The 24,957-nt window shown below is 37.2% G+C and carries 20 protein-coding genes and 1 pseudogene; 18 read left to right on the forward strand and 3 right to left on the reverse strand.

Going from position 1 to position 24,957, the window contains the following annotated elements:
- Positions 1-150 precede the first annotated feature (150 nt).
- From TEPIRE1_RS03830 to TEPIRE1_RS03850, 5 genes and pseudogenes are all read left to right on the forward strand, one after another.
- The gene (locus TEPIRE1_RS03830; protein WP_013777861.1) at positions 151-1,401 is read left to right on the forward strand and encodes an S-layer homology domain-containing protein; all 1,251 of its coding nucleotides are present in this window, start codon (positions 151-153) and stop codon (positions 1,399-1,401) included.
- Positions 1,402-1,875: 474 nt separating this feature from the next.
- Positions 1,876-2,315, forward strand: a pseudogene (locus TEPIRE1_RS14070) (IS110 family transposase); the annotation flags it as partial.
- Between the two features lie 435 nt (positions 2,316-2,750).
- The gene (locus tag TEPIRE1_RS03840) at positions 2,751-6,038 is read left to right on the forward strand and encodes a glycoside hydrolase family 10 protein (RefSeq protein WP_013777862.1); all 3,288 of its coding nucleotides are present in this window, start codon (positions 2,751-2,753) and stop codon (positions 6,036-6,038) included.
- Positions 6,039-6,110: 72 nt separating this feature from the next.
- Positions 6,111-7,703, forward strand: a complete 1,593-nt coding sequence (locus TEPIRE1_RS03845; RefSeq protein ID WP_013777863.1) for a flavodoxin family protein — start codon at positions 6,111-6,113, stop codon at positions 7,701-7,703.
- A gap of 110 nt (positions 7,704-7,813) precedes the next feature.
- Positions 7,814-8,584 (forward strand): EFR1 family ferrodoxin, encoded by a 771-nt coding sequence (locus TEPIRE1_RS03850; protein WP_013777864.1) that lies wholly within the window; start codon positions 7,814-7,816, stop codon positions 8,582-8,584.
- A gap of 149 nt (positions 8,585-8,733) precedes the next feature.
- Here TEPIRE1_RS03850 and TEPIRE1_RS03855 read toward each other — a convergent pair whose 3' ends face one another.
- Positions 8,734-9,708 carry a DUF4367 domain-containing protein gene (locus TEPIRE1_RS03855; protein ID WP_013777865.1) on the reverse strand — a complete coding sequence of 325 codons (975 nt, stop codon included), beginning with the start codon at positions 9,706-9,708 and terminating at the stop codon, positions 8,734-8,736.
- Positions 9,709-9,710: 2 nt separating this feature from the next.
- Positions 9,711-10,271 carry a sigma-70 family RNA polymerase sigma factor gene (locus TEPIRE1_RS03860; RefSeq protein WP_013777866.1) on the reverse strand — a complete coding sequence of 187 codons (561 nt, stop codon included), beginning with the start codon at positions 10,269-10,271 and terminating at the stop codon, positions 9,711-9,713.
- Positions 10,272-10,587: 316 nt separating this feature from the next.
- Between TEPIRE1_RS03860 and TEPIRE1_RS03865 the strand changes: the two genes are divergently transcribed.
- From TEPIRE1_RS03865 to TEPIRE1_RS03910, 11 genes are all read left to right on the forward strand, one after another.
- Positions 10,588-11,124 carry an RNA polymerase sigma factor gene (locus TEPIRE1_RS03865; protein WP_013777867.1) on the forward strand — a complete coding sequence of 179 codons (537 nt, stop codon included), beginning with the start codon at positions 10,588-10,590 and terminating at the stop codon, positions 11,122-11,124.
- The gene (locus TEPIRE1_RS03870) at positions 11,111-12,583 is read left to right on the forward strand and encodes a hypothetical protein (RefSeq protein ID WP_013777868.1); all 1,473 of its coding nucleotides are present in this window, start codon (positions 11,111-11,113) and stop codon (positions 12,581-12,583) included. The genes TEPIRE1_RS03865 and TEPIRE1_RS03870 overlap by 14 nt, the downstream gene beginning before the upstream one ends.
- A 189-nt stretch (positions 12,584-12,772) precedes the next feature.
- Complete coding sequence (locus TEPIRE1_RS03875) at positions 12,773-13,228, forward strand: DIP1984 family protein (RefSeq protein WP_013777869.1); 456 nt, start codon at positions 12,773-12,775, stop codon at positions 13,226-13,228.
- Positions 13,229-13,728: 500 nt separating this feature from the next.
- Positions 13,729-14,073 carry a PadR family transcriptional regulator gene (locus TEPIRE1_RS03880; protein WP_013777870.1) on the forward strand — a complete coding sequence of 115 codons (345 nt, stop codon included), beginning with the start codon at positions 13,729-13,731 and terminating at the stop codon, positions 14,071-14,073.
- Positions 14,060-14,719 (forward strand): DUF2812 domain-containing protein, encoded by a 660-nt coding sequence (locus tag TEPIRE1_RS03885; RefSeq protein WP_013777871.1) that lies wholly within the window; start codon positions 14,060-14,062, stop codon positions 14,717-14,719. Before TEPIRE1_RS03880 ends, TEPIRE1_RS03885 begins: the two co-directional genes overlap by 14 nt.
- 202 nt (positions 14,720-14,921) lie before the next feature.
- Positions 14,922-15,092 (forward strand): polysaccharide deacetylase family protein, encoded by a 171-nt coding sequence (locus TEPIRE1_RS13810; protein ID WP_013777872.1) that lies wholly within the window; start codon positions 14,922-14,924, stop codon positions 15,090-15,092.
- Between the two features lie 202 nt (positions 15,093-15,294).
- Entirely contained in the window at positions 15,295-15,861 is a 567-nt protein-coding gene (locus TEPIRE1_RS03890; protein ID WP_013777873.1) for a sigma-70 family RNA polymerase sigma factor, read from the forward strand.
- Positions 15,848-16,903: a DUF4179 domain-containing protein gene (locus TEPIRE1_RS03895; RefSeq protein WP_013777874.1), complete on the forward strand. Its 1,056-nt coding sequence runs from the start codon at positions 15,848-15,850 to the stop codon at positions 16,901-16,903. The genes TEPIRE1_RS03890 and TEPIRE1_RS03895 overlap by 14 nt, the downstream gene beginning before the upstream one ends.
- A 199-nt stretch (positions 16,904-17,102) precedes the next feature.
- Positions 17,103-18,515: a hypothetical protein gene (locus TEPIRE1_RS03900; protein ID WP_013777875.1), complete on the forward strand. Its 1,413-nt coding sequence runs from the start codon at positions 17,103-17,105 to the stop codon at positions 18,513-18,515.
- 179 nt (positions 18,516-18,694) lie between these two features.
- On the forward strand, positions 18,695-19,357 hold the full coding sequence (locus TEPIRE1_RS03905) for a response regulator transcription factor (RefSeq protein ID WP_013777876.1): 663 nt from the start codon (positions 18,695-18,697) through the stop codon (positions 19,355-19,357).
- Positions 19,354-20,775: a sensor histidine kinase gene (locus tag TEPIRE1_RS03910; RefSeq protein ID WP_013777877.1), complete on the forward strand. Its 1,422-nt coding sequence runs from the start codon at positions 19,354-19,356 to the stop codon at positions 20,773-20,775. The genes TEPIRE1_RS03905 and TEPIRE1_RS03910 overlap by 4 nt, the downstream gene beginning before the upstream one ends.
- A 198-nt stretch (positions 20,776-20,973) precedes the next feature.
- Here TEPIRE1_RS03910 and cysK read toward each other — a convergent pair whose 3' ends face one another.
- Positions 20,974-21,912: a cysteine synthase A gene (gene cysK / locus TEPIRE1_RS03915; protein ID WP_013777878.1), complete on the reverse strand. Its 939-nt coding sequence runs from the start codon at positions 21,910-21,912 to the stop codon at positions 20,974-20,976.
- Between the two features lie 387 nt (positions 21,913-22,299).
- On the opposite strand from cysK, the gene TEPIRE1_RS03920 reads away from it, so the two are divergent.
- Positions 22,300-23,094: a diaminopimelate epimerase gene (locus tag TEPIRE1_RS03920; protein WP_013777879.1), complete on the forward strand. Its 795-nt coding sequence runs from the start codon at positions 22,300-22,302 to the stop codon at positions 23,092-23,094.
- Positions 23,095-23,318: 224 nt separating this feature from the next.
- Complete coding sequence (gene hutH / locus TEPIRE1_RS03925) at positions 23,319-24,863, forward strand: histidine ammonia-lyase (protein ID WP_173391417.1); 1,545 nt, start codon at positions 23,319-23,321, stop codon at positions 24,861-24,863.
- The last annotated feature ends 94 nt before the right edge of the window (positions 24,864-24,957 follow it).

Below are 24,957 nucleotides of genomic sequence, written 5' to 3' on the forward strand. Positions count from 1 at the left end.
AGAAAAAGTATTTATAAGCTGATATATTGAATTTTAAACATTTAAGTATAAAAAGAGATATTTTTAATACCAACACTAAATAAAGAACCAAAGGTGATTGTATCTGTTGTAGATACAATCACCTAGCACAAAAGAGGAAGGAATGAAACCATGAAAAAACGAATGACAAGCATTCTAACTCTAATAATCCTCTTAACAACACTAATGCCCTTTAAAGCAATAGCTGCTGATACTATAACCCTAGAAGACATACATAACAAAAGACCCGGTGATCAGATTACCATAAAAGGCACAACCAATCTAGGAGAAGTAACCGTAAAAGTCTTACGACCTAACAAAACAGTACTATACGTAAACGTACTAACCGGCAGCCCCTTTGAAGACAACTTCACCTTACCGGAAGATACCCCAGAAGGAAAATACACATTAATAGTAGGGCAAGGGGATATCATAGATACAAAAGAATTTAACGTAACAAAAGAAACAATAGAACCGACACTAACAATGATTAGATTAGACCAAACAAAATACACCTTAAAGATAGGCCAGACCAAACAACTACAAGTCATCGCAGCATACAGTGACGGAAGCGAGCAAGACATAACAGACAAAGCCCAATACAAAACATCCGATTCATCAGTAGCCACAGTAACAGACAAAGGAATAATAACTGCCAAAACAGTAGGAGAAACAATAATAACAGCAACCTACCAAGGTAAGACAGCCACCTGTGAAGTAAAAGTTACCAAAAAAACAAGCAGCGGAGGAGGCAGTAATAAAACAGAACAAACCGAAGAAAAAGAGCCCGAACCAACACCCAGCAAAAAGACCTTCAACGACATAACAGACTACCCGTGGGCAAAAGAAGCAATAGAAACACTAGCGTCCCAAGGCATCATAAAAGGAACCACAGAAAACACCTTTGAACCGGGAAAAAACATAACAAGAGCAGACTTCATAACATTACTAGTGAGAGCACTAAATCTTAAAACAGACATTGACACAAACTTTGACGATATTGAACCAGGCACCTACTACTACGAACCGTTAGGCATAGCCAAAAAACTAGGCATAGCACAAGGAATAGGTTACAACAAATTCAACCCACAAGCACAAATATCCAGACAAGACATGATGGTAATAGTAGCAAGAGCCCTAAAAACAACAAACAAGATATCCACCACCGGAACATTTGAAGACATCAGCACATTTGCCGATGCTGGCGAAGTTTCCAGCTATGCAATTGAAGGTGTGGCCACACTGATAAAAGAAGGCATTATTCAAGGAAGCACAGGCAACATGATAAATCCGAAAGGAAATGCAACAAGAGCAGAAACAGCGGTGATAATATATAGAATATATACCAAATATAATTTAGCAACTAGCAGCGAACAAGCATAACATAAGGTCTCTAAAAACCAATAATTAAAACGATTGTATTAATAACTTCGACAAAATTCAATGCGACAGACCGGGTAAAGATAAAACTATATTTGCATTACTTGAGATTTGTGATAGAATCCAAGTTTAACAGAAATTTAATACAGAAAGTCCTATATGTTACTATTCGGAGATTGGAAACAACTTGTCATCCTGAACGCAGTGAAGAATCTTTATAAGGATTAAATAGATAAGATTCTTCGCTGCACTCAGAATTCCCACGTGTTTCCACGCCACAATAAACGAATATTAATTGCTATTCCTTGATTATACACTAGTTATGGCATGAGTTCGAGTGTCATTGTCACAATGAGATCGACTCAGAATTTGAAAATACTCCTGCTGCAGAACCACAAATTGTCTTTGAAAGACGTATAGCAATGTAGCTATTAAGACAGGGGTAACGCCATAATAACAATAGCAAGGAATATTATTATACAAACTGTTTATGAGCGTTGTTGTGGGATTGACGTGCACAAAAAACTTATTGTTGCCTGCTTTAGAAACGGGAAAAAAGCAGAAGTACGGGAGCTTATTGGAAACCTATCTATAACATTCTGGAATTACCAAACATTGATGTGATGGTTGTTAATGCACGTCACATGAAAACTGTCCCCGGGCGTAAAACTGATATCAAAGATGCTCAATGGATAGCAGATCTTTTACAACATAGTCTTTTAAAGAGTAGTTTTATCCCTGATAAGGAACAACGCGAACTTCGTGAAATAGTACGCTGCCGTAAAAATCTAATCGAAGAGCGTTCAAGAGAACTTAATCGTCTGGAAAAAACCTTAGAAGGTGCTAATATAAAGCTAAGTTCTTTCGCTTCCAGCTTAACCGGTGTAAGCAGCCGTAAGCTGATAGAGCAACTGCTGCCGTAGCCCATTCCATGCTCATTGCAATATACCACATGTTAAAAGATAATGTTCATTTTAAGGATCTAGGTAGCGATTATTATACAAAGTTCAATAAAGAGAAAAAAGCTAATTATTACTTTAAAAAATTACAAGAATTAGGAGTGTCATTTCCCGTTTCAGTGGCTACCTAAAATATAATTTTTTTTGGGCATTGCTCTTTGAGCTGGTCGAAGGGTGATTAATCAACCACCCTTAGTTAAGTGCGTCTTTGTTTAGGTATATATTCATAACAATGACAGCAGTATATAGCAGAATGACAGACCTCTGAATTGTTACTAAAAAAACAATTTTTGACAAGGGAATTGGTTGGGTTTTTCGCTGTTACCTGCTATAATTGATACATACTCATATATAAAATATATCTTGTCCGAAAACTGAAAGGAGCTAAATAATTTGAAAGTTACCAAGACCATCGCACTAGGCGCTTTTATTGCGGCTGTCTTCATAATACAGTTTAGTGCAGGAGCGAGCACTATAGATATAGCGGCATCCGGCATGCCGAAGATTGTCTTTGAAAATGGCACCGCCTACTCCGTAAATTTGGTTGATAAAGAGCGAGAGCAAGAGCAAGTTGCGATTTATACCAGGAATTTTGGAGAATATACAAAGCCTTTTGCTGATGGCGTTGCTGAGTTTGTAGTTGTAAATAATATAGTAGCATATAAAAATACCAATGGGCTCAAAGGCACTTATATCCCGGCAGACGGCTATGTTATTTCATATACAAAAGAGAAGGCCGATTTTGTAAATAATGTTAATATAGGTGAGGAAGCAGCACTTGTAAATTTGGATGTGCCTATTCTGCCTGAGAAATATTTTAAACTAGGGAATTTGATTGTGCCGATAGATGATGTCAATTCACAAAGAAACGCAAATTGCATCGTATTATATGATTCGTCCTATGACGAGTCTACAAAGACTAATGGGTGGGGAATGGAATTAACGGTGGTGGATGGAGCTGTTTGTGATATAGCTGATATAAAAAATGACGACGGAGTAGTAGTAGACAACAACTCACCCATACCATCAAATGGAGTAGTTATATCCATACATTCCGGGAATTCCTTCTATAATAAGCTCCATGAAAACGTCAAGCTTGGTGATAAAGTAACAGTTGTAACAGATAATATGAAACTTTACAGCGCCGGCAAGACTACATATGATGCGTTTAACCCCATGTCTATTGAAGATAATCCCTTGGCTTGGGACAAGAAAAACGACAAGCCATATGATGGTTTCCGCGGTCCGGACCAGATAATAATCTACGACTCAAGTTACGGCGATTATACCGGCACAAACCCATACGGCTATGAAGTGACTGTTCAGGAAGACGGTAAAATAATAAATGTGGGCGGAAATAATCTGCAAATTCCGGATGGCGGATTCGTAATATCCGGTCACGGAACCCGAGCAGATTGGCTGCAAAGTTATGCTCGTTTAGGGTCAAGGGTAATATTGAATAAAGAGAAACAGGAAATAAGGATTATTTTAACACCGGATTCATATGTCGATACAGCCGACCTTGCCATAAAAACGGCTCAGGACTGTTTGAATTTGGCTAAAATACAATATATCGATATTGATTATGATGAAATACAGGATAAAATAGATTTGACCAAATCCCAAATGCAAAAAGTGCATGAACTGTTAAGTCAAGGTGAGTACAGAGAGCTGATACAAACCGTAAATGATATACAAAATGAGGCAAATATAGCTTATTATATGACATTTGAATCACCAAAAGTTGAAAACAGGGCGGTATGGCACAGACCTAGGGAAACCAGCATCGATGAAGTAAAACAACGCCTTGACATGCTGCAAGATATCAATATAAATATCGTCTATCTTGAAACATACTGGAACGGATACAGCATATACCCGACAAATAATGAAATTATGGAGCATAATCCTATATATGATGGTTTTGATGTGCTGCAAGCATATATTACAGAGGCACATGCCAGAGGAATAAAGCTTTATGCGTGGGTTGAGGATTTTTTAGTAGGTCAGAATGTAGCACAGAAAAAGCCCGAATGGATGATTGAGAGCAGGCAAGGTGACAGATACTTTAAAGACAGTTTGGGAACTAAATATTATTACCTGAATCCGGCCATGCCCGAAGTTCGTGATTTTATATCAGGAATGTATAAAGAACTTGTCAAAAAATATGACATTGACGGCATACAGTTTGACTATATGAGATATCCGGAGTCTGGTGATTATTCTAATGATTTCGGGTACGATTCATACACGCGGCAGCTTTTCAAAAATTACGCCGGAGCTGATCCTGCATCATTGACTCTGGAGGATAAATTGTGGCAGGATTGGTGCGATTTTAGAGTCGGCATAATAAATTCCTTTGCATACAGGGTTATTTCGGAAGTCAAGTCTATAAAACCGGATATTCAAATATCTATAGATGTATGGCCGGATTATAACAAGACTATAATGGACACATTTCAAAATCCAAAGGATTGGATATCGCAGGATTATATTAACACAATAATACCTATGTCATATTATCTTTACGAACAGCCGGTTGTTGAAGATATAAATAAAACACAGGCTTTTGCTAAAGGGCATGCACAGGTAAACGTGGGGCTTGCCACAACTACAAAACCTGATATACAGATACTTTTAAGGCAAATTGCAGCTGCAAGAGCCGCATCTGCAAATGGTGTAGGAATTTTTGAACTTCAGTCGCTTTTTAGCGGAGGATATGACAGTGCGCTAAAACTCGGCGTGTTCAGACAGCCTGCAATTACAACGGAAGATACCGAGCAATCTGTAAACCTTATGTTTTCCGATATTTTAAGAAAGATCGATGACATATATTTAAAATATGGCGGCATGGATAGCGAGGAGGCTCAGAAGTATAAAGAACTCGTCAGGAACATTAAAGTTGATTTTAAAAGTGATAAAGATGCGGTAAAAAGTGCAGGTTCAATTAAAAATAACATTGAAGATTTAGTGGATATAATAGACGGCGATGAAACTCTAAATATGCAGGTAGCCGCGAAAGTCAAGGCAGACCTTAATGCTGCGCTTAATATCTTAGAAGAATATATTTCAAATCATAGTTTTATGGCAAACCATAAAGTCAGGGAATTTCAGGCGGTGGTACCGGTAAAGATGCTGAAGGAGGAAAAAGAAGCGCCTTTGAAGGTGAAAGCCGTATTTTGCGATAACAGCTCTGCCGTTATGTATCTTGACAGCAGTCAATATAAGATAACTACCAGCGACTTCCAAATAGCCGATATTGATGATGATATCCTTAGAATCAACAAAAAAGGAAGAGCAACAGTTATAATTGAAATCTTGGATACCTTTAATTTTGACACTTACAAAGGTGCAGATAATAAGATAAGATTTACAGTAAATAAGAATAATAAAGATGTGGTAGCAAGTTCGGATTTCGGAAAACTGACCGCATCAGATGTAACTGATACACAAGCCGCCTTAAGCTTTAGCGCAGCGGTAGTTGATTCGGATATTGCAGGATATACGCTTTATCGCAATGGTAAAAAGATATCCGGAAATTTTGATGGAATCTTCACAGACGAAGACCTGCAGCCTGATACAATATACTATTATGAAATACGAGGCTTTGACGCTTCCGGAAAAAAGATATACAGAAGCAATCAAACAACAATCAGAACAAAGGCAAAAGTAATGGAATAAGGATATTTGAAACTGGTGAATTTTTATGGATTAACAAGGTACCAGTATTTTATTACATCTGGAGGCAGCGCTGTGAATATTTTAGTGCTCAATGGCAGCCCGAAGGGAGAGCAAAGTAATACTCTCAAAATAACGAAAGCCTTTTTAAAGGGGCTTTGCAGCAAGCAAAGGCACAATATAGACATTGTGGAAATCAAAACAAAAAACATAGAGCCCTGCCGGGGCTGCTTTACCTGTTGGACAAAAACGCCGGGTAGATGTGTCATTAAAGATGACATGGAAGAGCTTATTAAGCAATATATCAAAGCAGATCTTATCATATGGAGTTTTCCGCTCTATTATTTTGGTATGCCGTCAAAAATCAAGGCTTTTCTTGACCGCATGCTGCCGACAAATTTACCATATATGAGCATAAACGAAGACGGGACAACGGGCCACCCTCCACGTTATGATTTATCACATCAATGCTATGTTCTTATTTCAACTTGCGGATTTTATACTGTAAAAAATAACTATGACGCACTTTTTCGCCAATTTGAGATTATATTCGGGGATAAACTGACGAAAATAATCTGTCCTGAAGGAGAACTTTTTTCTGTGCCTCAGCTTGACGGTAAAACTTCTGAATATTTATATTATGCAGAACAAGCAGGCAGAGAATTTGCAGAAACAGGGAAGTTTTCTGAGCTCACGCAAAATAAGTTAAATGAACTCATATTGCCGACGAAAGTATTTGTTGAAGCAGCAGATGCCAGCTGGCAGATTAATGAGCCTGCTAAAAACAGTAACCAAGATGATAAATCTTATAACTTTATGCGGCAAATGGCTGCAGTATACAACCCGCAAAGTTATGTAAAAGATGCCGTGATTGAATTTTATTTTGCCGACATTAATAAAACATATCAGCTATGGCTCGAAAAAGAAAAGTGCATCCTGAAAACTGATGATTTTATGCCATATACTACACGAATTGAAACAACATTTGATTTATGGCATAAAATTTCAGAGGGAAAAGCAAACGGTGCAGCGGTCATGATGAAAAAACAGTGCAGAGTCTTAGGCGACTTTAATACAATGCTCAGAATGGATGATTATTTTGGCACAAAAAAATCTATTCCTGAGGCTGAACCTAAAACCAATATGAATATCCTTTTAATTCAATGGATAATCTTATGGGTATTACTGCCGATAAATAAAACATGGGCGGGTATTGCAGGGGTTATAATATGCTCGATTGTGCCGATTTTAACATACAAATTCAAACTGACAATATACGACAAAATAAGTATTGTAATGGTTTCTGCTTTAAGTGTTTTAGCATTGCTTAACATAAGTTTAAAACTTATAGTTTGTTTATCCTACCTGCTGTTCGGGTTAATGTGGATTTTATCGTGCCTTGCCAAAATTCCGCTGACAGCCTACTATTCAAGTAATGATTATAATGGCGACGAAGCGTTTGCTAATCCGCTGTTTATAAAAACAAACAAGATTCTAACCTTAGCTTGGGGTATATTATATCTAATTATTGCCATATACTCATATTTCTTAATGAGCAGTGCCGTGGCAAAATACATAGGACTAATCAATTTGCTCGCCCCCTTATTAATGGGGCTTTTTACAGCATGGTTTGCCAAATGGTATCCTGCAAGAATTGCAAGGGGGTAGGAAAGTTACGTAACAAAACAAATATTTCTTACGACGAGGCAAAGGCAGTGCTGGAAAAACCAATGGGATATTCTTGAAGCTATCATAAATCTTGAAATCGGAGGAGTAAAATGATTGGTATATATTTTAGCGGTACGGGAAATACAAAATATTGTATAGAAAAATTTATATCCATCTATGATAAGAAAATTTCAGCAATCCCTTTAGAAGAAGCGGAGTTAGCTATAAATGAAATTTCAAGCCATGATAGCCTTATAATAGCTTATCCCATATATTACAGTAATCTGCCCAAGACAGTTCGAGACTTTATAATAGACAACTCTCATATTTGGAATGGGAAAAAGATATTTATAATAGCTACAATGTCGCTTTTCAGTGGTGATGGAGCCGGCGTATCAGCAAGAATTTTGAAAAAGTATGGAGCAACTATCACAGGTGGATTACATATAAAAATGCCTGACTGTATATGTGATGTAAAAGCGCTAAAACGTTCTTTAATGCAAAATACGAAACTAGTCGAAAGAGCTAATAATAAACTGGATATTGCTGCCCAGAAGTTGCGAAATGGCAAACCAACTCAGGAAGGATTGAGTTTTTTCTCTCATTTAGCTGGACTTTTTGGTCAGCGACTCTGGTTTTTCAATAAAACCAGAAGTTATTCTGACAAACTAAAAATTGATAAAGAACTTTGTGTTAGATGTGGTAATTGTGTAATGGTATGTCCTATGAATAATTTATCTATGCCTTACGAGGAACCGACTGTAAGCAATAGATGCACGATGTGTTATCGCTGCATTAACCAATGTCCGCAAAAAGCAATAACTCTTTTAGGTAAGAAAGTAATTACCCAATATACGGTTGAAGATTTTCTAAAAAAATAGACCAATTTTTTAGGCTGCTGCTTCCAAACAAAATTGAATACTTATATTATTAAAATATCTGCTGCGCGATGTCAAAAAGAAAAAACTATCGTACAGCAGATACATTTTTATGCACCGATTAGGCAGTTATTACTTGTCTAAGCTATCTATTATTTTATAGATTCTGCAATTTTTATGAGTTCATCTTTGGCGATTTCGCCTCTGCCTACCAGCATATAAATTACGCCGTTATATTCCCAGTCAAGATTACTGTCACCATACAGGACGGCGTCCTGACCGTTTATCTTCAATTCTTCAACCTCATCTGCTCCTGTCACATATCCTGTGTCCTCCTCGGCAACTCTCTGCTGCATGTAGACGAATTTCCCCGTTTCTTCATTTGCAAAATACAATCCTACAATTTTACTATTTTCTACGACGCCATTTTCGTCTCTAAAAAATTCTGCCTCTGTAAATTTATAACCTTCAGGTAAATAACTTGGAAGCTTGATATCAAAACAGGTATAATTATTTAACTGGTTGGGGTCTTTTATTATCAGACACTCGTCGGCCCTAGCCTTCTCGTGCTCATTTTCGGTTACTATATTTCCATCTGAATCAATGTAAGCGATTCTTTCGCCATCAGCGGTATATACTTCCTCAGCATGTTCGGCTGAAAGTACTTTTAATGGATTGCCATCCTTATCAAAAATCTTGCCTTTTAATTTATCGGGGACAGGCACTGATTTTATGTCAGAAGGTTTACTTTCAAAAATTGTTATATGCCCAAGTGATATGGTCCTTACTATCTTGTCAACTACTCCCTGAGCAAAAGATGTTTGCATCAAGGAAAATCCCAACACACATACAAGCGCAAATGATGCAACTTTAGTGATAATACTCTTAGTTTTATTTGACTTTTTCAAAGTATCTTCTCTCCCTTTATATTTATTAATATTTCTTAAAGCTCTCTCAAAGACTTTTTGTTTATCGCTGTCCTTGCTAAAATCCTTATCTGCCATTGTTTTACCCAATTCCAAAAGCTTAATGTATTCTTCGGATTGCGTAATGTCTAATCGCTTTATGCCCTTTAAATAAGCATCTATGTCCGTAGAAAACATGTCTTCAAGTCTCTTTTTCTCCAAGATTATCCCATCCTTTCTAATTCTTTTTTCAATTTCTTCATAGTGCGAAAAAGTATCACCCCGACATTGTTTTCTGTAAGACCTAACAGCTTTGAAATTTCTACATTTTTTAAACCTGCACCGAATTTAAGTGCCACGATGCTTCTTTCTCTTTCATCTAAAATACTTAGGGCTTTTAAAAGTTCATCATTGGTTTCAGCTATTTCCACAATATCTTCAGGAGTTTTTTTCTTTGATATTAAATTCTTGATTGTATCAATAGAGAAGAATTTGTGGTTTTGCAGGTTCCTAAAATAATCATTTACTGTATTTCTGGCTATGGCGAATAGCCATACTTCGAAAGGAGACTTAGTTTCATCATAGGTGTTTATCTTAATCATTACTTTTTCGAATACTTGGCTAGTCAAATCCTCTGCTGTATAGTAATGATTTACTCGATAGTATACGAAATTAAACACCTTCTTGTAATAAGTTTCAAAAATATAGGTAAATTCTTTTTCCATATCTAATAATTCCGGAATTTCTCTTTTAGATTGAGCATCGATTAAAGCGAGCTTCGGCAAATTTTTGTTCTCCTCCTCCCAATCAATTTTTACTTAGCTAAGTAAGTCTTTCTATATGTTAATACGAATAATATTTAATTTCATTACAAAAAGAAAAATAATTTGTTGGCAAAGATTGCAACTCAAAGCATGGCATCGATGAAAATGATATATTAAAAATGACGTAAGGCATGATATATAAAACTAAGTTTTATATTGAAATTGCAACTTATATTGATATAAAAATATCGATTGTTTTCGATTTTATGTCACAAAACCGTTATTTGAATTGTTATAAGAGTACAGTCGGCTGATAAAAAGTGAAAGGAGATAATGGATGAGTGATACAGATCTGGGACAGCGGTTTGCCACCGGTGGAGAGGATGAGCTGGAAGAAGTAATCAATCTCTATGGTGAAAAACTTCTTCGCTACGCAACTGCTATCCTGTGCGACTACCATGAAGCGGAAAACGTGGTGCAGGATGTTTTTCTTTCAGCTTATCAAAACCGTAAAGCTTTTGACGGCAAAAATCTTTCCGCATGGCTGTATAAAATTACATATAATCGCAGTCTAAACCAACTAAAAAAGCGCAGAATTTTATGTTTTAGTGAAATCCGCGCCCAAGCAGTTTCGCCTATAGATGATACAGGTCTGAGTGACGAAACACTTTGTGCTCTACGGCGGCTTAAACCAAAAGAACGGGCCCTGCTTTATGGGCGGATAATGGAAGAATTGAGCTATGAGGAACTTTCCCAACTATCAGGGTGTTCTCCTGCTGCTTTGCGCAAGCGATACGAGCGGGCAAAAAATAAGCTGGCGGCCTACCTGACCGCCGGGCAATATGGAAAGGAGACAAAACATGAGTACATTTGATAAGAACGAACAAGATATACATGATGCACTTTCTCGAATCACTGTTGATGAAAGCAAGCTTGTCGAACAGGTTAAAAGGCGATTGAATGAACAAGCTCCTAACACCATACAGCGCCGAATGCGACGGCCTATGACTGCAGCTATAGCGCTAGTGATGTCGGTGATGCTGTTTGTCACGGTGGCAGTTGCAGCCCAGGGTGGCTTTGATTGGTTTATCAAAAGATTCAACCCATCCTTTGGCGAGATTGCAGAGCCTGTTGAGGCATATTGTGAAGATCAGGGAATCCGCATGGAGGTCATCGGCGCACAAAAGTATGACAATATGGCAGTTATATACCTGTCACTTCAAGATGTAAGCGGGCAAAACCGACTGACTGAGCAAACCGATTTCCAGGACGGGTTTACCGTGAAAATGAATACGCAGGCGCAAGAAGAAGCAAAGGGCCAAACAGACGAAATTGTCGCCAGCTTCGGCTACGGGCAAAAAATGCTCTACTTTGATGAGGAAACCAATACCATATATTATGAATTCACTATTACAGCCGATGCGGATTCACCGCTGTCCGATCCGTTGGAATTAGGCAGCTTTCTTATATATTTTGATAAAAGGTCATATGAAGAGCCGGTTTCTATATCCCTGTCGGACATTAAGGAGGCTGAAACTGTATCCATACGTGGAGGCCAGATTTGGGGCGGCTCGGACTTACCGGACGACCTCATTTGGGGCAGGAGCAGCTCGGACTTGCCGGACGATCTTGACGAACTGACAACGGTCCTTGCTCCCGGCAATTATGCACCCATGCCCCACGGGGAAGCCGACCAATGGATTTCAAACATTGGTATTATCAATGGAAAACTGCATGTTCAGACAGGCAAGCTTCTTCATAAAGAGTTCGGCAGCACAGACCCCAATCTAAATCTTAAAACCCCGGACGGTAACTTCATTAATCCGGACTATGTATTGGATCTTTACGGCGATAAGGACTGCCGCCTGCTAGACCTGGAAGAAAGCGACTACGGGGATGCGGTATATAGATACGAAGAAGCTATCTTTTCTATAGACACCGAGGAACTTGATGGCTATACCCTTTGCTATGCCGGCTCGGTTTATTCCGGTGTAAAAGGCCGGTGGAAGGTAGCTGTAAATCTGAGTGACACCAGCCGCAAGATGCGCATCATTACAAATGATATTCCTGTTGAAGGCCATCTTTTTGAGCATATAACCCTTAGTCCTTTGGGACTTCAAGTAATTGGATCATATAACGGTAAAGAGTGCATGGCAAGTGAAATGTCTGTGGCAGTTGAGACTGCCGATGGCGTTATTACGCTTCAAGGCGGCGGCGGCAGCTATAACTCTCAAGAACAGACCTTTAATTTGCACTGGAACACGGAAACTCCGCTTGATGTTACCACTGTCACCGCTGTCATTATAAACGACACCCATATTCCGGTCCAATAGCAAAATGACAAGCCGTTTTCAACCCCTGAATAGTTACAATGGGAGGGGAAAAGTTGTAGCTTGCTTGACGGTATAAGAAATGAATAATATTATATAACTACATTGACTGTGAAGAACACTGGCTTGCGGCAGACGGATTTGTGCGAAAGTTAATGGTAAATCCGGGCATTATTAAAGGGAGGCTGTGCTATGAAACTGGCAGAGGCGTTAATATTAAGATCAGATTTACAAAAGAGAATAGAACAACTTAAAAATAGGTTAAGAAATAATGTAATGGTTCAAGAAGGCGAAAAGCCAAGTGAAGAACCGGACGTTCTATTAGAGGAATTGGATGATTGCTTATTAGAATTGACAGATATTATTAAACGAATAAATAAGACAAACAATGCAACAAAGTTTAACAAAGAATGGACTTTAGCGGACGCATTAGCGGAAAGAGATAAGCTGTGGGAAAAAAGATTAGTTTTATCACATATAACTGAGGCGGCCAGTGTAAAGCAAGATAGATATTCCAGAACTGAAATTAAATATATTAGTGTAGTAAATGTAAAAGAATTGCAAAAACAGATAGATAAATTGTCAAAAGAGTATAGAGAGCTCGATACTAAAATTCAAGGACTGAATTGGACTATAGATTTAATCTAAACAAAGTTGGTAGCTGTAAATTATAAAAGTGAGTACAAACCTTATAACTAGGTCAAAGTTATACTGATGGTGGCTTTGGGGCAAAGCCGGTGGTTCGATTCCACATATAACAAATTAAGCCCATAAATGTTACACCAGTACAAATAGATTGTTATTGTTACTACCATGTACTAATTTATAATTTAAAGCGAGGGTGGGTAAGGGGAATCAAAAGCATAGGATGCTCTATTAGAGCTGTAAATGAACTATTTGTTCGTTTATAGCTTTTTTATTTCAAAATCACCGCTTTATCCAGTCGAAAATATGCAGAATATATCTTTTTTGATATAACAATATTAATCTTAATGAATTAAAACTTATAGGGAATTTTGTATCCCATGGTAATTATGTAACGGGAAATCTGAAAACTGCATAGGATTAATTTACTACTTGACACGTATTACGCAACACGATATTATAAACATATACTACGTTTTACGTAATATGGAGGTGTTTCTATTTTGGGAAAAGTGCAGGAATCTCCATTAACAGAAACTGCATTTCTTATTCTTCTGGCGATGTATCAGCCAAACCATGGTTATGGGGTGATGCAATTTGTGATGGAGAAGACAAATGGCAGGGTTGTTTTTGGACCGGGGACTTTATATGGAGCCATCAACAATCTATCCAAGAAAGGATGGATTAAAGCTTTACCTGCAGAAAAAAACGAAAGAAAAAAAGATTATCTTATTACTGATTTAGGGAAGTTACAAGTTGAAGCGGAAATGAAAAGATTAAAGGAAGTGTATAAAATCGGCGAGGAAATTTTAAGGAATGAAGGAGCTGAAATTGATGAGAAAGTTTAAGCTGTTTATGAATCCCGTTGAGGGCCAAGCACACTGGTTAAATGAGCAGGCTAAGAACGGCTGGAAACTGTCTAAAGTTGGAAGACTTTTCTATGAATTTGAACCAAGCAATCCCGGAGAATATCAGTATGCTGTTGATTATATCGGAAATAAATCTAACCAAGAAAGAATCAAATACGAAGAATTTATAAGTGAAATGAATATTACATATTATGAAAAGCCAATCAATCTGGGACACTTTTCCATAGGTAAGGTAAAATATCGGCCCTTTGCCGACAAAGGTGGGAAAATCGCAACATCACGAGGCATGATAAATCGAGAACTGTTAATTCTTGAAAAGAAGAATGATGGGAAACCTTTTGCTATTTATAGCAATATCACGGATAAAATCGAGGCTTTGAAAGAAAGAAGAAAACCATATATCTATTTTATAGTTTTTACTCTCTTAATGGGATTATATATTTATTATACAAGAAAGCCTTTTTTCTCATCTACATTGTGGAATTACCATAATGATGATTTTAAAGGGATTTTAGCTTTCGGCGTAATACTAGGTTTACCGAGTGTTAAGTCGGGAATACGGGTTTTACAGCTTAGCTTGGCTATTCGTGGGTTAAGAGAAAAAATGAAAGTTCATGAGGTATGACGCAGGTCTTGCTGCAGAAGATTTTATCCGATTATTATGATTTTACAAACGACAATTTTAAAAAATAATATAAAAAATGCCTGAATACAAGCTTTGAAAAAAGCATATACGCAGATCAGTATAAACATTTGGCCTGCGTGGAGCTGCATTTATTATCGGAAGCGCTGCAAGAACTGCACCGCAAGAAAAGGGCACTCTTTCCATGCTTTCATTTGATGAAATACGTGAAATGTCAAAAATCGGATTTATGGAGTTTGCAAGTCGCACATTTAACGCCCATTACTTTATAAAGGACAAAAAATCGGCATTTGTTGAAATGGATAAAGATGAGCTCGCTAAAGACTTTAAAGATATGGATAACTTCGTTTTTTAAGCCTTGCGTTGGTTAGGGTTGTAGTAAGAATAAAGCTATTGGCGTTATGCCGATAGCTTTATTCTTATTAAAATCTGAGGTTGCATACATTTTTAAATGAAATTTTTAATTCTTGATAGATTTTCTCTTCCCAATGTGAAATATTAAGTAGAAGGGTAAATAATCTACATGTAGAAAATTAGCCTATAGAAGGTGGTGCCCATTGAAAATAACCGAAGAAAATTTTATTGAACAGCTCAAAAAGGGGAATGAGAAAGCTCTCGAGTATGTTATTGACAATTATGCGTGGATTCTCAAGACAGTCATAAAAAAACATCTTTATCACCTTCCAAATTATTATGAGGAGTGTATGAATGATTGTCTACTAGGGATTTGGGAAAATATACGCTATTATGACCCTAAAAAGTCCAGTTTTAAAAACTGGGTAGGGGGAATTGCAAAATACAAATCACTTAACTATGTAAGGAAATATTTAAGAGACTTGGAAAATGAAAATATGGAAAATGTAACTATCCCTGCTGAAGATAATACACTAAAAAAAGTCTTATCAAATGAAATTAGCGAAGAGACCGAAAAAATGCTTAAGAGCCTGTCGAAAGAAGATAGGGAAATCTTTGTAAAGCTATACTTTGAAGATAAAAGTATAGACGAAATATCCAATGATATAAAACTTAGTAAATCCGTTATCTATAACAAGCTTTCAAGAGGCAAAAAGAGAATCCGTGAAGCTTTCAGTATAAAAGGAGGTTCCGGCAATGAGGGATTATAAAAACGCATATGAACTCTTGAATTACACCAAGATTAATCTTGAGGATTATGATAGAGAGGTTTTAAACGATGTTGAAAAACAAAGTTTAAAAAAATGTTTTAAAAAGAACAGGAAGCAAAGATTCAACTTTAAAAAATTTGGAATGATGGCTGCTGTTGCAGTTTTAGCTGTTGGGCTTTTAAGCCAGACAAATTTTGGGAGAAGCGTTTATGCAGCTGCAGAGTCGAAAGTTTCAGAGATTTATTATTCTATTGGGGAAGCGCTGGGCATTAAAAGAAACATCGAGCCTTATGCAAATGTAATTAATCAAATAGTGGAACATAATGGAGTAGAAATAAAATTAACCGATGTTATCATAGACAAAGATGAATTAATTTTTTCTACAATTGCAAATGCAAATACACCTGTAGATTGGGTTAATTTTGATTATGATATTTTTATCAACGGCAAAAGACTAACAAATTACGGTGCCACCGGTAGTTCTAGGAGGATCGGAAATTCCGAAACGGCATTTTCCCACATTTATGCTGTTGACACTAAAGGAATTGATTTAGAAGAAAACATAGACGTAAAAATTATACTCCATAATTTAAATTATCGTATCGGCGAATCTGAAAAGGGGATAAAAGGAAAATGGGAGTTTGAATTTACGGCAAATGGCAGCGAATTAATGGCAAATTCCCATACATTGCCAATGAATTACTCCTTCACTGTAGGTGGTCAAAAATATAGCTTGGAGGAATTTAGATACAACCCTGTAAATCAAAAATTTTTTGGAAAAGTAAAAGGCAAATCAAAAGATGCATATGCTATTGAATTAAGGGGCCATGACAATCTGGGAAATGAAGTTACATTTTTCCTGACCAGTGTATCCGGTGAAGATATAGTATTTAAATACGAAAACATCCACGGGGATTTATCTGATGAAATCACATCTATTACCCTGACTCCTTATGCTGCAAAATATCCTGAACAAAGTGGGAAGATGAGCAATGATTATAAACAGGTGGGTGAAGAGTTTACAATGTTTTTAATGAAATAGTGATAGCAAATAAGCTATATTAGGCTATGACGAAATCTAATTAACTGCCCTTTTTCTGGGCAGTCGTTTGCTTTTTATACGTACAATCAGCACTTTTTACATAACTGTAAAAATTTTTAAAGCCTATTGACCTTCACTGCTAATTTTATATGGAACTATTTTCTATATAGCAACGTCTAAAAAATAAAGAGGTGATTTTATGAAAAAGCTCATAACAGCTATTATATTGATAACTGTTTTATGCTCCGCTGCCTTTGCGGTTTTAGCAAATTCCGGACCGGTGTTTTGGAAGGGATATCCGTCTTCGGATATAATGTTAATTGAGGAAAATTCTCCGATCACAGTGAAAAACGAAAATCTTATATTCGATTTTTCTGATGATAATGGTTCAGATTATACGATAATGGGCAAAGTTACTGCCACTTATGAGATGGCTAACTCCGCGGATAAACCGCAGTCGGTACAGATGGCTTTTCCTTTTGTAGGAAGGCTTAATGAACTTTCTCCAAATGATATAACTATTGTGGCTGACGGCAGTTCTGTGCCGTATGATATTTTTATTGGGGATATAGTTGACAGCTACGGGGCTTCGGCACAGGATAAGGAACCCAGTTTTGAGTTTAAAGATATTGTAAATACCATTACATATGAACCTTATAAGGCGGAAAACTTTGCTGAAAATGAAAAGGGCAAGCTGTATACTATTTATGTGAAACCAATAGATGAACAAAGAATAAACTTTGCCGTAGATTTTAATTTCGACTCTAAAAAAACTAAAGTACTTACGTATGGATTTAACGGATATGAACGAAATGGAAATAATGTAAGAATCGACACTTGGTGTTATAAACCGGAGATTTTACAAATTTATGTTTTAGGCGAAGACATTAATTTAAATATAAATGCTTATACTGACGGAGAACTTAGCAAAAAAACCGATTTATTTACGCATCAGATTTTGACAAAAGAAGTGGAGCTTAAACCATATCTAATGGAGTATATAAGGAATAATGATTACAGAAAAAATAATGGTATGTTTTCCGATACCCAATTGTATAACCTGTACGCAAAAGTCCTTGATAATTACTTTACGAAAAATATGGGCTACAGCTCTGAACATGACCTTTATGAACATGGAAATTACCAACGAATATTAACCCTTGTTTACACCGTAAAGTTTCCCGGCAACAGTGAAAAAGAGGTAAGCGTAAGTTATAATGCATCAGGAACTATGGATAAGAGAGAAACCTCTGAACCATTATATTCCTTTGACTATATTTTGAATCCAGCCAAAAACTGGGAAGATTTTAAAAACCTAAATATTACGATTATAACACCACAAAAAGCTCCTTATATTGTAAAGAGCAGCACCAGGTTTACTAAGGGAGAAAATAATACCTATACGGCAACCTTATCTGAGCTCCCTGAAGGTGACTTGTCATTTACACTCTATGCTCATGAGAAAATCACGCTGCTCGATAAGATTCAAGGCAAACTACGGATGAATTTGTGGCATTTTACCTTTCTTTTAATATATGCAACAGTATTTATGATTATTGGAATAATCATTGTTAAGCTTATTCTTAGAAGTAAAAAGAATAGGTATATCTGATGATGCATTACAGACTCGATAACTCTTTTTATAATTTCACATAAACCTTCGATAATGATTCCATATTTTTATCAGACACTTATTAAAGTGCCTACCGAATTATGACAAACGTAGAAAAGGACGTGACGATGAAATAACACGTCCTTTTTGATATAATTTACGTGAGGTGGTGAAAAACAATGTCTTACTGTGTATATTTAGTAGAAGATGATAAAAATTTAAATTTGGTATTAACTTCTTATTTGCAAAAAGAAGGATGGCAAGTAGTATCTTTTTTAACCGGCAATGAAGCTAAGCAGGCCATTGAAAATCCTCCTGACTTGTGGATACTTGATATAATGCTTCCAGATATAGACGGCTACCACCTGCTGCAGGAAATTAAAGCAGTTTCACCACAAGTGCCCATTATCTTTATTTCCGCAAGAGATGCTGATATAGACAGAGTAGTTGGCTTAGAGCTAGGCAGTGACGATTATTTGGCCAAGCCATTTCTTCCTCGGGAACTGGTCATTCGAAGCCGTAATCTTCTAGAGCGGATATATAGTCCCAACACTCAAACACGTACAATTTCTCCATATATAATTAATGAAGCAAGTAGAATGGTGAAACTGAACGAAGAAGTAATAGACCTTACTTCAAAAGAGTTTGACCTGTTGCTTTACTTCGTTAAAAATCAAGGGCTTGCAATATCCAGGGAGCAAATACTCACCAATATATGGGGGACCGACTATTTCGGCTCAGATCGCGTTGTCGATGATTTGGTTCGGCGGCTCAGAAAAAAGATGCCTCAGCTTTGTCTGGAAACCATATATGGATATGGATATCGGCTGGTGAAGTCATGAAGAACCTCCCACTTTCTTTGCAGATTTGGCTGGTTTTTGCCGTGATTACATTATGCATTTCCATATTATTATGTATTCTGCTGCCCATGACTCTGCGAGATTTTTTTACTAAAGAAATTTATGCAACCATTGAAAGTGCTCAAGTGATGATACTGGATCGCTTTGCCAATGAAATTAGCCGGGAGACATGGGAATCTGGCAGTATATTAAATAGGCGTCCGCCTGAGGATATACGCACTGTAAACCATTTTATAATATTAAAGAAGGATCAGGTTATTATTTCTCCTGGTATTTCTATGCCTCTACCGCCTTCAGATTTATCGGACGTCCGGATAAAACATCCCGGTTTCATGCCACCACAAGAGTTATCGGAAAAAATATTAAACGAAATAAAAAATCAAACAAAGGACAGCCAGCGTTACAGTGCTCAAGTAGGCGATAGGAAAATGTTTTATGTGGCAACAAAAGGCAAAGTTTTAGGAGATGATGTATATCTTATCTCATACATGTGGGATACCTATCGTGAGGATTTGGTAAAGACTCTTTTCAAAAGGCTTTCTGCAATAATGGGTTTGGCTTTCATACTCAGTTGGCTTCCATCGCTAGGCCTAGCCAGATACCTAACAAGGCCGCTGGTAACCCTGGAAAAACGGGTAGAGAAACTGGCCGACAGGGACTGGCAAGAGCCTATTAAATTAGAGCGAAATGACGAAATAGGCAGGTTAGGGAAGTCGGTTGAACAGCTCAGACAGCAATTAGTACTTCAGGATGAAGCCCAGCAATCTTTCTTGCAGAACATTTCCCATGAACTCAAAACCCCGGTCATGGTAATCCAAAGCTATATTCAGGCCATTAAAGACGGCATATTTCCCAAAGGCGATTTGAACCGGACATTACAAGTAATTGAGGAAGAATCAGATAGACTGCAAAAACTCATTCACAACCTACTCTACTTGACCAAACTTGATTATCTGGCTACACATAAGCCGACGCGAGAAATTTTTGAGATAGATAAACTGCTAAAGCATGTTGTAGAAAGGCTGCGCTGGCATCGGAAGGAATTGGATTGGTCGCTTAAACTATCACCGATAAAGATAAATGGTGACATTGAACAATGGAGAGTAGTCCTTGAAAATTTACTGGATAACCAGATACGCTATGCCAACAGTAAGATTGATATTGATTTAACGTCCGAGAACGAAACTTCAGCTATGCTTCACATATATAATGATGGACCTAGCATAGAGCCTGAAATCATGGAAACTCTCTTTCAAAAATACAACAAAGGATATAAGGGCAAATCAGGTCTTGGCCTTGCTATTGTAAACCGCATAGTATCCCTGCATGGCGGTAAAATCAGAGTTGAAAATGAAAAAAATGGTGTTTCATTTTATATCTTAGTACCCAAAGTGACATAGAGAAGATAAATTAGCATAATGCCATTGAAACTTTAGATGCAGACCTAAAATTTATTTTATTGACTTTCATAATTTATCCCTCATATTCCGTATTAAATGAAAACTTTATAGAAAACTGTAGATTTACCGCTTTATCATTACATCAGGATTTAAAATACCTCCCACGAAACGAGCTGAGAGGTATTTTAATTTAGTATTTTAAGCTTCGGGGAAAAGGCCTTTTGTGCTTAAATACCGCTCTCCGGTATCAGGAAGTATAGTTACTACTATCTTACTAGGCCCCAAGTCTTTTGCGACTTTCTGAGCTGCCCAGACTGCAGCACCCGATGAGATACCGGCAAGGATTCCTTCTTTGGTTGAAAGCTTGCGTGTCATTTCATAGGCATCTTCATCCGCAACTGCGATAATTTCATCAATTAAATTCATATCTAAAACCTTTGGGATAAAGCCGGCACCAATACCTTGAATCTTATGAGGCCCAGGTGCTGCCCCTGATAAAACAGCAGAAGCTGCCGGCTCCACGGCGACTGTCTTTAAATGCGGTACTTCGGCTTTTAGTTTTTTTGAAATTCCTGTAAAAGTGCCGCCGGTACCTACTGTTGCTACAAATGCATCTAACCTGTAGCCGGTTTGTCTTAATATTTCGATTGCTGTAGTAGTTTCGTGTGTAAAAGGATTGACAGGATTATCAAACTGCATTGGCATAAAATAACCGTAAGATTTTGCGAGCTCTTCAGCCTTTTTTATTGCACCATCCATGCCTTCTTCAGGTGGCGTCAATACAAATTCTGCTCCATAAGCCTTTAAAAGTTTTCTCCGCTCAACGCTCATAGATGCCGGCATAACTAAAATAAGTCGATATCCTTTAACAGCACATACCATGGCAAGACCTATTCCGGTATTTCCGCTGGTAGGCTCTACAACCGCCGAACCGGGTTTGAGCAGCCCCATCTCTTCGGCATCATTTACCATATGTAAGGCAATGCGATCTTTTATACTGCCGCCCGGATTAAACGATTCAACCTTTGCCACTATAGTTGCCCCTGTTTCAGGTGAGAGCCTGTTTAATTTTAACACAGGAGTCATTCCGATAAGTTCTAGAATAGAGTTGGTGATTTTATCTTTTGTGTTATACATTTTTTCAAACTCCCTCTCTCTATAATCCTTAGATTACTTTAAATATCTCAGTTATTCTTAGAATTTCACACACCAAAAGCGAACCTCATATATAGTGCTAGACGAATATGGCAGGGATTTTGTAAAAAAGAGTAATTCTTTATATTATTTAAATTAATTATACCCTTGAAAGATATTCTGTCAAATTCAAGATGAAAAATTGATAGAGTGCTATAGCAAAAATCAAAGGTGTGTTTAAATTTGTTATAATAAATGATAAATAGCGACCTTAGTTGTTTATAATGATATTGGAAAATACTTTTTGCATTGCAAATTACTTGTAATACTAAGCACAGGGTACGGTTAAATAAGTATCTTATAAAAAAGAGGTTTTGGAGGTTGATATATGTGATTATTGATTTCATTAAAACAAGTCCGGTTCAAAACACCACAGTCCTTATAACAAGTTATTGTCCTCAAAGTTACTATTCTGCTGTTGCAGAAAAAGCTATGAATTATGATTATTTACATGCTGAACAAGTAGGATTTATAGTGCCGCCATCTAAAAAAGATTCGGTCATAAGACTTGAAATGGCAGGAGGCGAATTTTGCGGGAATGCTACTCTCTCGGCAGCAGCTTATGTTAGATATAAAGGATTGAGCGATAAAGAAAACTTTAGCATTGATGCTTCCGGGGCAGCTGAACCTATAAGATGTAGAGTAGAAAAAGTTAATACCTATTGTTATAACACGAGCTGTATAATGCCGCCAGCCAAACGAATTGATAAGATGGAATTGGAACTTCAGGGCAAAATAATTAAAGGTTATATAGTTGAATTTGAGGGAATAAGTCACTTTGTATTAGAAACAAAAGAGGAATTCGTTGAATACTCAGAGGTTACACAAGCTTTAAAGAAAGCCATTGATACAAATGCTATTGGTGTTATACCGTATGAAACCATAAGAGATGATACATATAAAATAAAACCGTTTGTATATGTAAAAGAGATAAATAGCAATGTCTTTGAACGCGGCTGCGGTTCGGGGAGCCTAGCCCTTGGGACATATCTTAAAAGGGTGAGAGGCATATCAAGAGAAATTCGAGTAGTTCAGCCTGGAGGAGTTATAAGAGTTGGAATAGCAGACGAATTTTTCATTTCAACGGATGTAATACTTACATGTGAAGGGAGAATATTGATTTAGCGTGTTTTCAAAAAGCACGCTATTTTTATTACTTTAAATCGTTAATACGTTAATGCAGAAAATTAAGAACAAACAAAAAAATTTGAAAAATAATGCTTTATACGAAGGAAATTTTGAAAAAATGTTGAATATATATAATAAACAAAAGAATAAGGAGTCAAGTAGCAGCATTTTATTTAAAAAGATTAAAGAAAGTTAACTTCAAACTTAATAAAGAAACAGGGGTGACAATATTGATAATTGACGGAGAGCATTTAACATTGGAAGATATTATAGAGGTAGCAGTAAAAAAAGGATCAGTCGAATTGGCTTTAGAATCGAAAGAGAAAGTTGAAACATCCAGAAAATACGTTGAAAAAATTATTCGAAATAATGATGTCGTATACGGTGTAACTACCGGTTTTGGAAAGTTTTGCAATGTGAATATTTCATCTCAAGATACTCGAGATCTGCAGGTGAATTTGATTAGAAGCCATTCGGCAGGTGTTGGCGAGTATCTTCCAGAAGATGCTGTAAGAGCAATGATGCTGCTTAGGGCAAATGCACTTGCTAAGGGCTATTCAGGTATAAGGTATTCCACACTTCAAACCCTTATTGATATGCTAAACAAAGGAGTAATACCGCAAGTTCCATCCCAAGGGTCTTTAGGAGCCAGTGGGGACTTGGTTCCTCTTGCACATATGGTTCTTGTTATGATAGGCGAGGGAGAGGCTACGTATAAGGGAAAAGTTATGTCAGGCAAAGAAGCTATGCAACTGGCAGGAATAATGCCTGTAACACTTGAAGCAAAGGAAGGGCTTGCCCTCATAAATGGTACACAAGCGATGACAGCCATAGGAAGCCTAGCTCTTGCCGAAGCAATAAATTTGTCAAGAATCGCTGATATATCTGCGGCACTGACTTTTGAAGCCTTAAATGGTGTTATAGATGCCTTTGACGAAAATGTTAATTTAGTAAGGCCTCACAAGGGGCAGATAGAATGTGCAAGAAACATGAGAAAACTTTTAGAAGGAAGCCAATTTGTAACACATCAAGGTAATCCAAAGGTGCAAGATGCGTATACATTAAGATGTATTCCTCAGGTGCATGGTGCCGTAAGAGACGCATTAGAACATATTAAAGAGATAGTTGAAATTGAAATGAATTCGGCAACAGATAATCCCTTAATTTTCCCTGAAAGCGATGTCGTTATTTCCGGCGGCAACTTCCACGGGGAGCCCATAGCTATAAACATGGATTATATGGGGGTAGCAGTTTCAGAGCTGGCAAGCATTGCTGAACGCCGGATTGAGCGCCTTGTAAATCCTAGCCTAAACGAGGGCCTGCCTGCATTCTTAGTAGACAATGGCGGCTTAAATTCGGGCCTTATGATAGCTCAATATACTGCAGCATCACTGGTATCGGAAAATAAAACCCTTGTAACTCCCGCCAGCGTAGATTCCATACCGTCTTCAGCAAACCAGGAAGACCATGTAAGCATGGGGACAATTGCAGCAAGAAAAGCAAGAAAAATCGTAGAGAATACGAGAAATGTTCTAGCAATTGAGCTTTTATGTGCTGCCCAGGCAATAGATTTGCGACTAAAATCTAAAAATAATCAAAGACTTGGTAAAGGCACTAAGCTTATGTATGACTTTATACGAGAAAAAGTAATGCAACTACAAAAAGATCGAGTATTAAGTAATGACATAAAAAATTTAGCTGAACTAATAAAAAGAGGGAAGTTGATAGAGAAAGTTGAAAAAGAAAGAGGGAATTTAGTTAATTAAATTATTAAAGCACAAAGGGGGGATTTGTGGATGCTATAACAAAGAAAGACAGTTTAGCATTACTAATGTTGGAGTGGCTTACAATAATTTTATT

It is taken from the genome of Tepidanaerobacter acetatoxydans Re1, from assembly GCF_000328765.2.
Taxonomy (GTDB): Bacteria; Bacillota; Thermosediminibacteria; order Thermosediminibacterales; family Tepidanaerobacteraceae; genus Tepidanaerobacter; species Tepidanaerobacter acetatoxydans.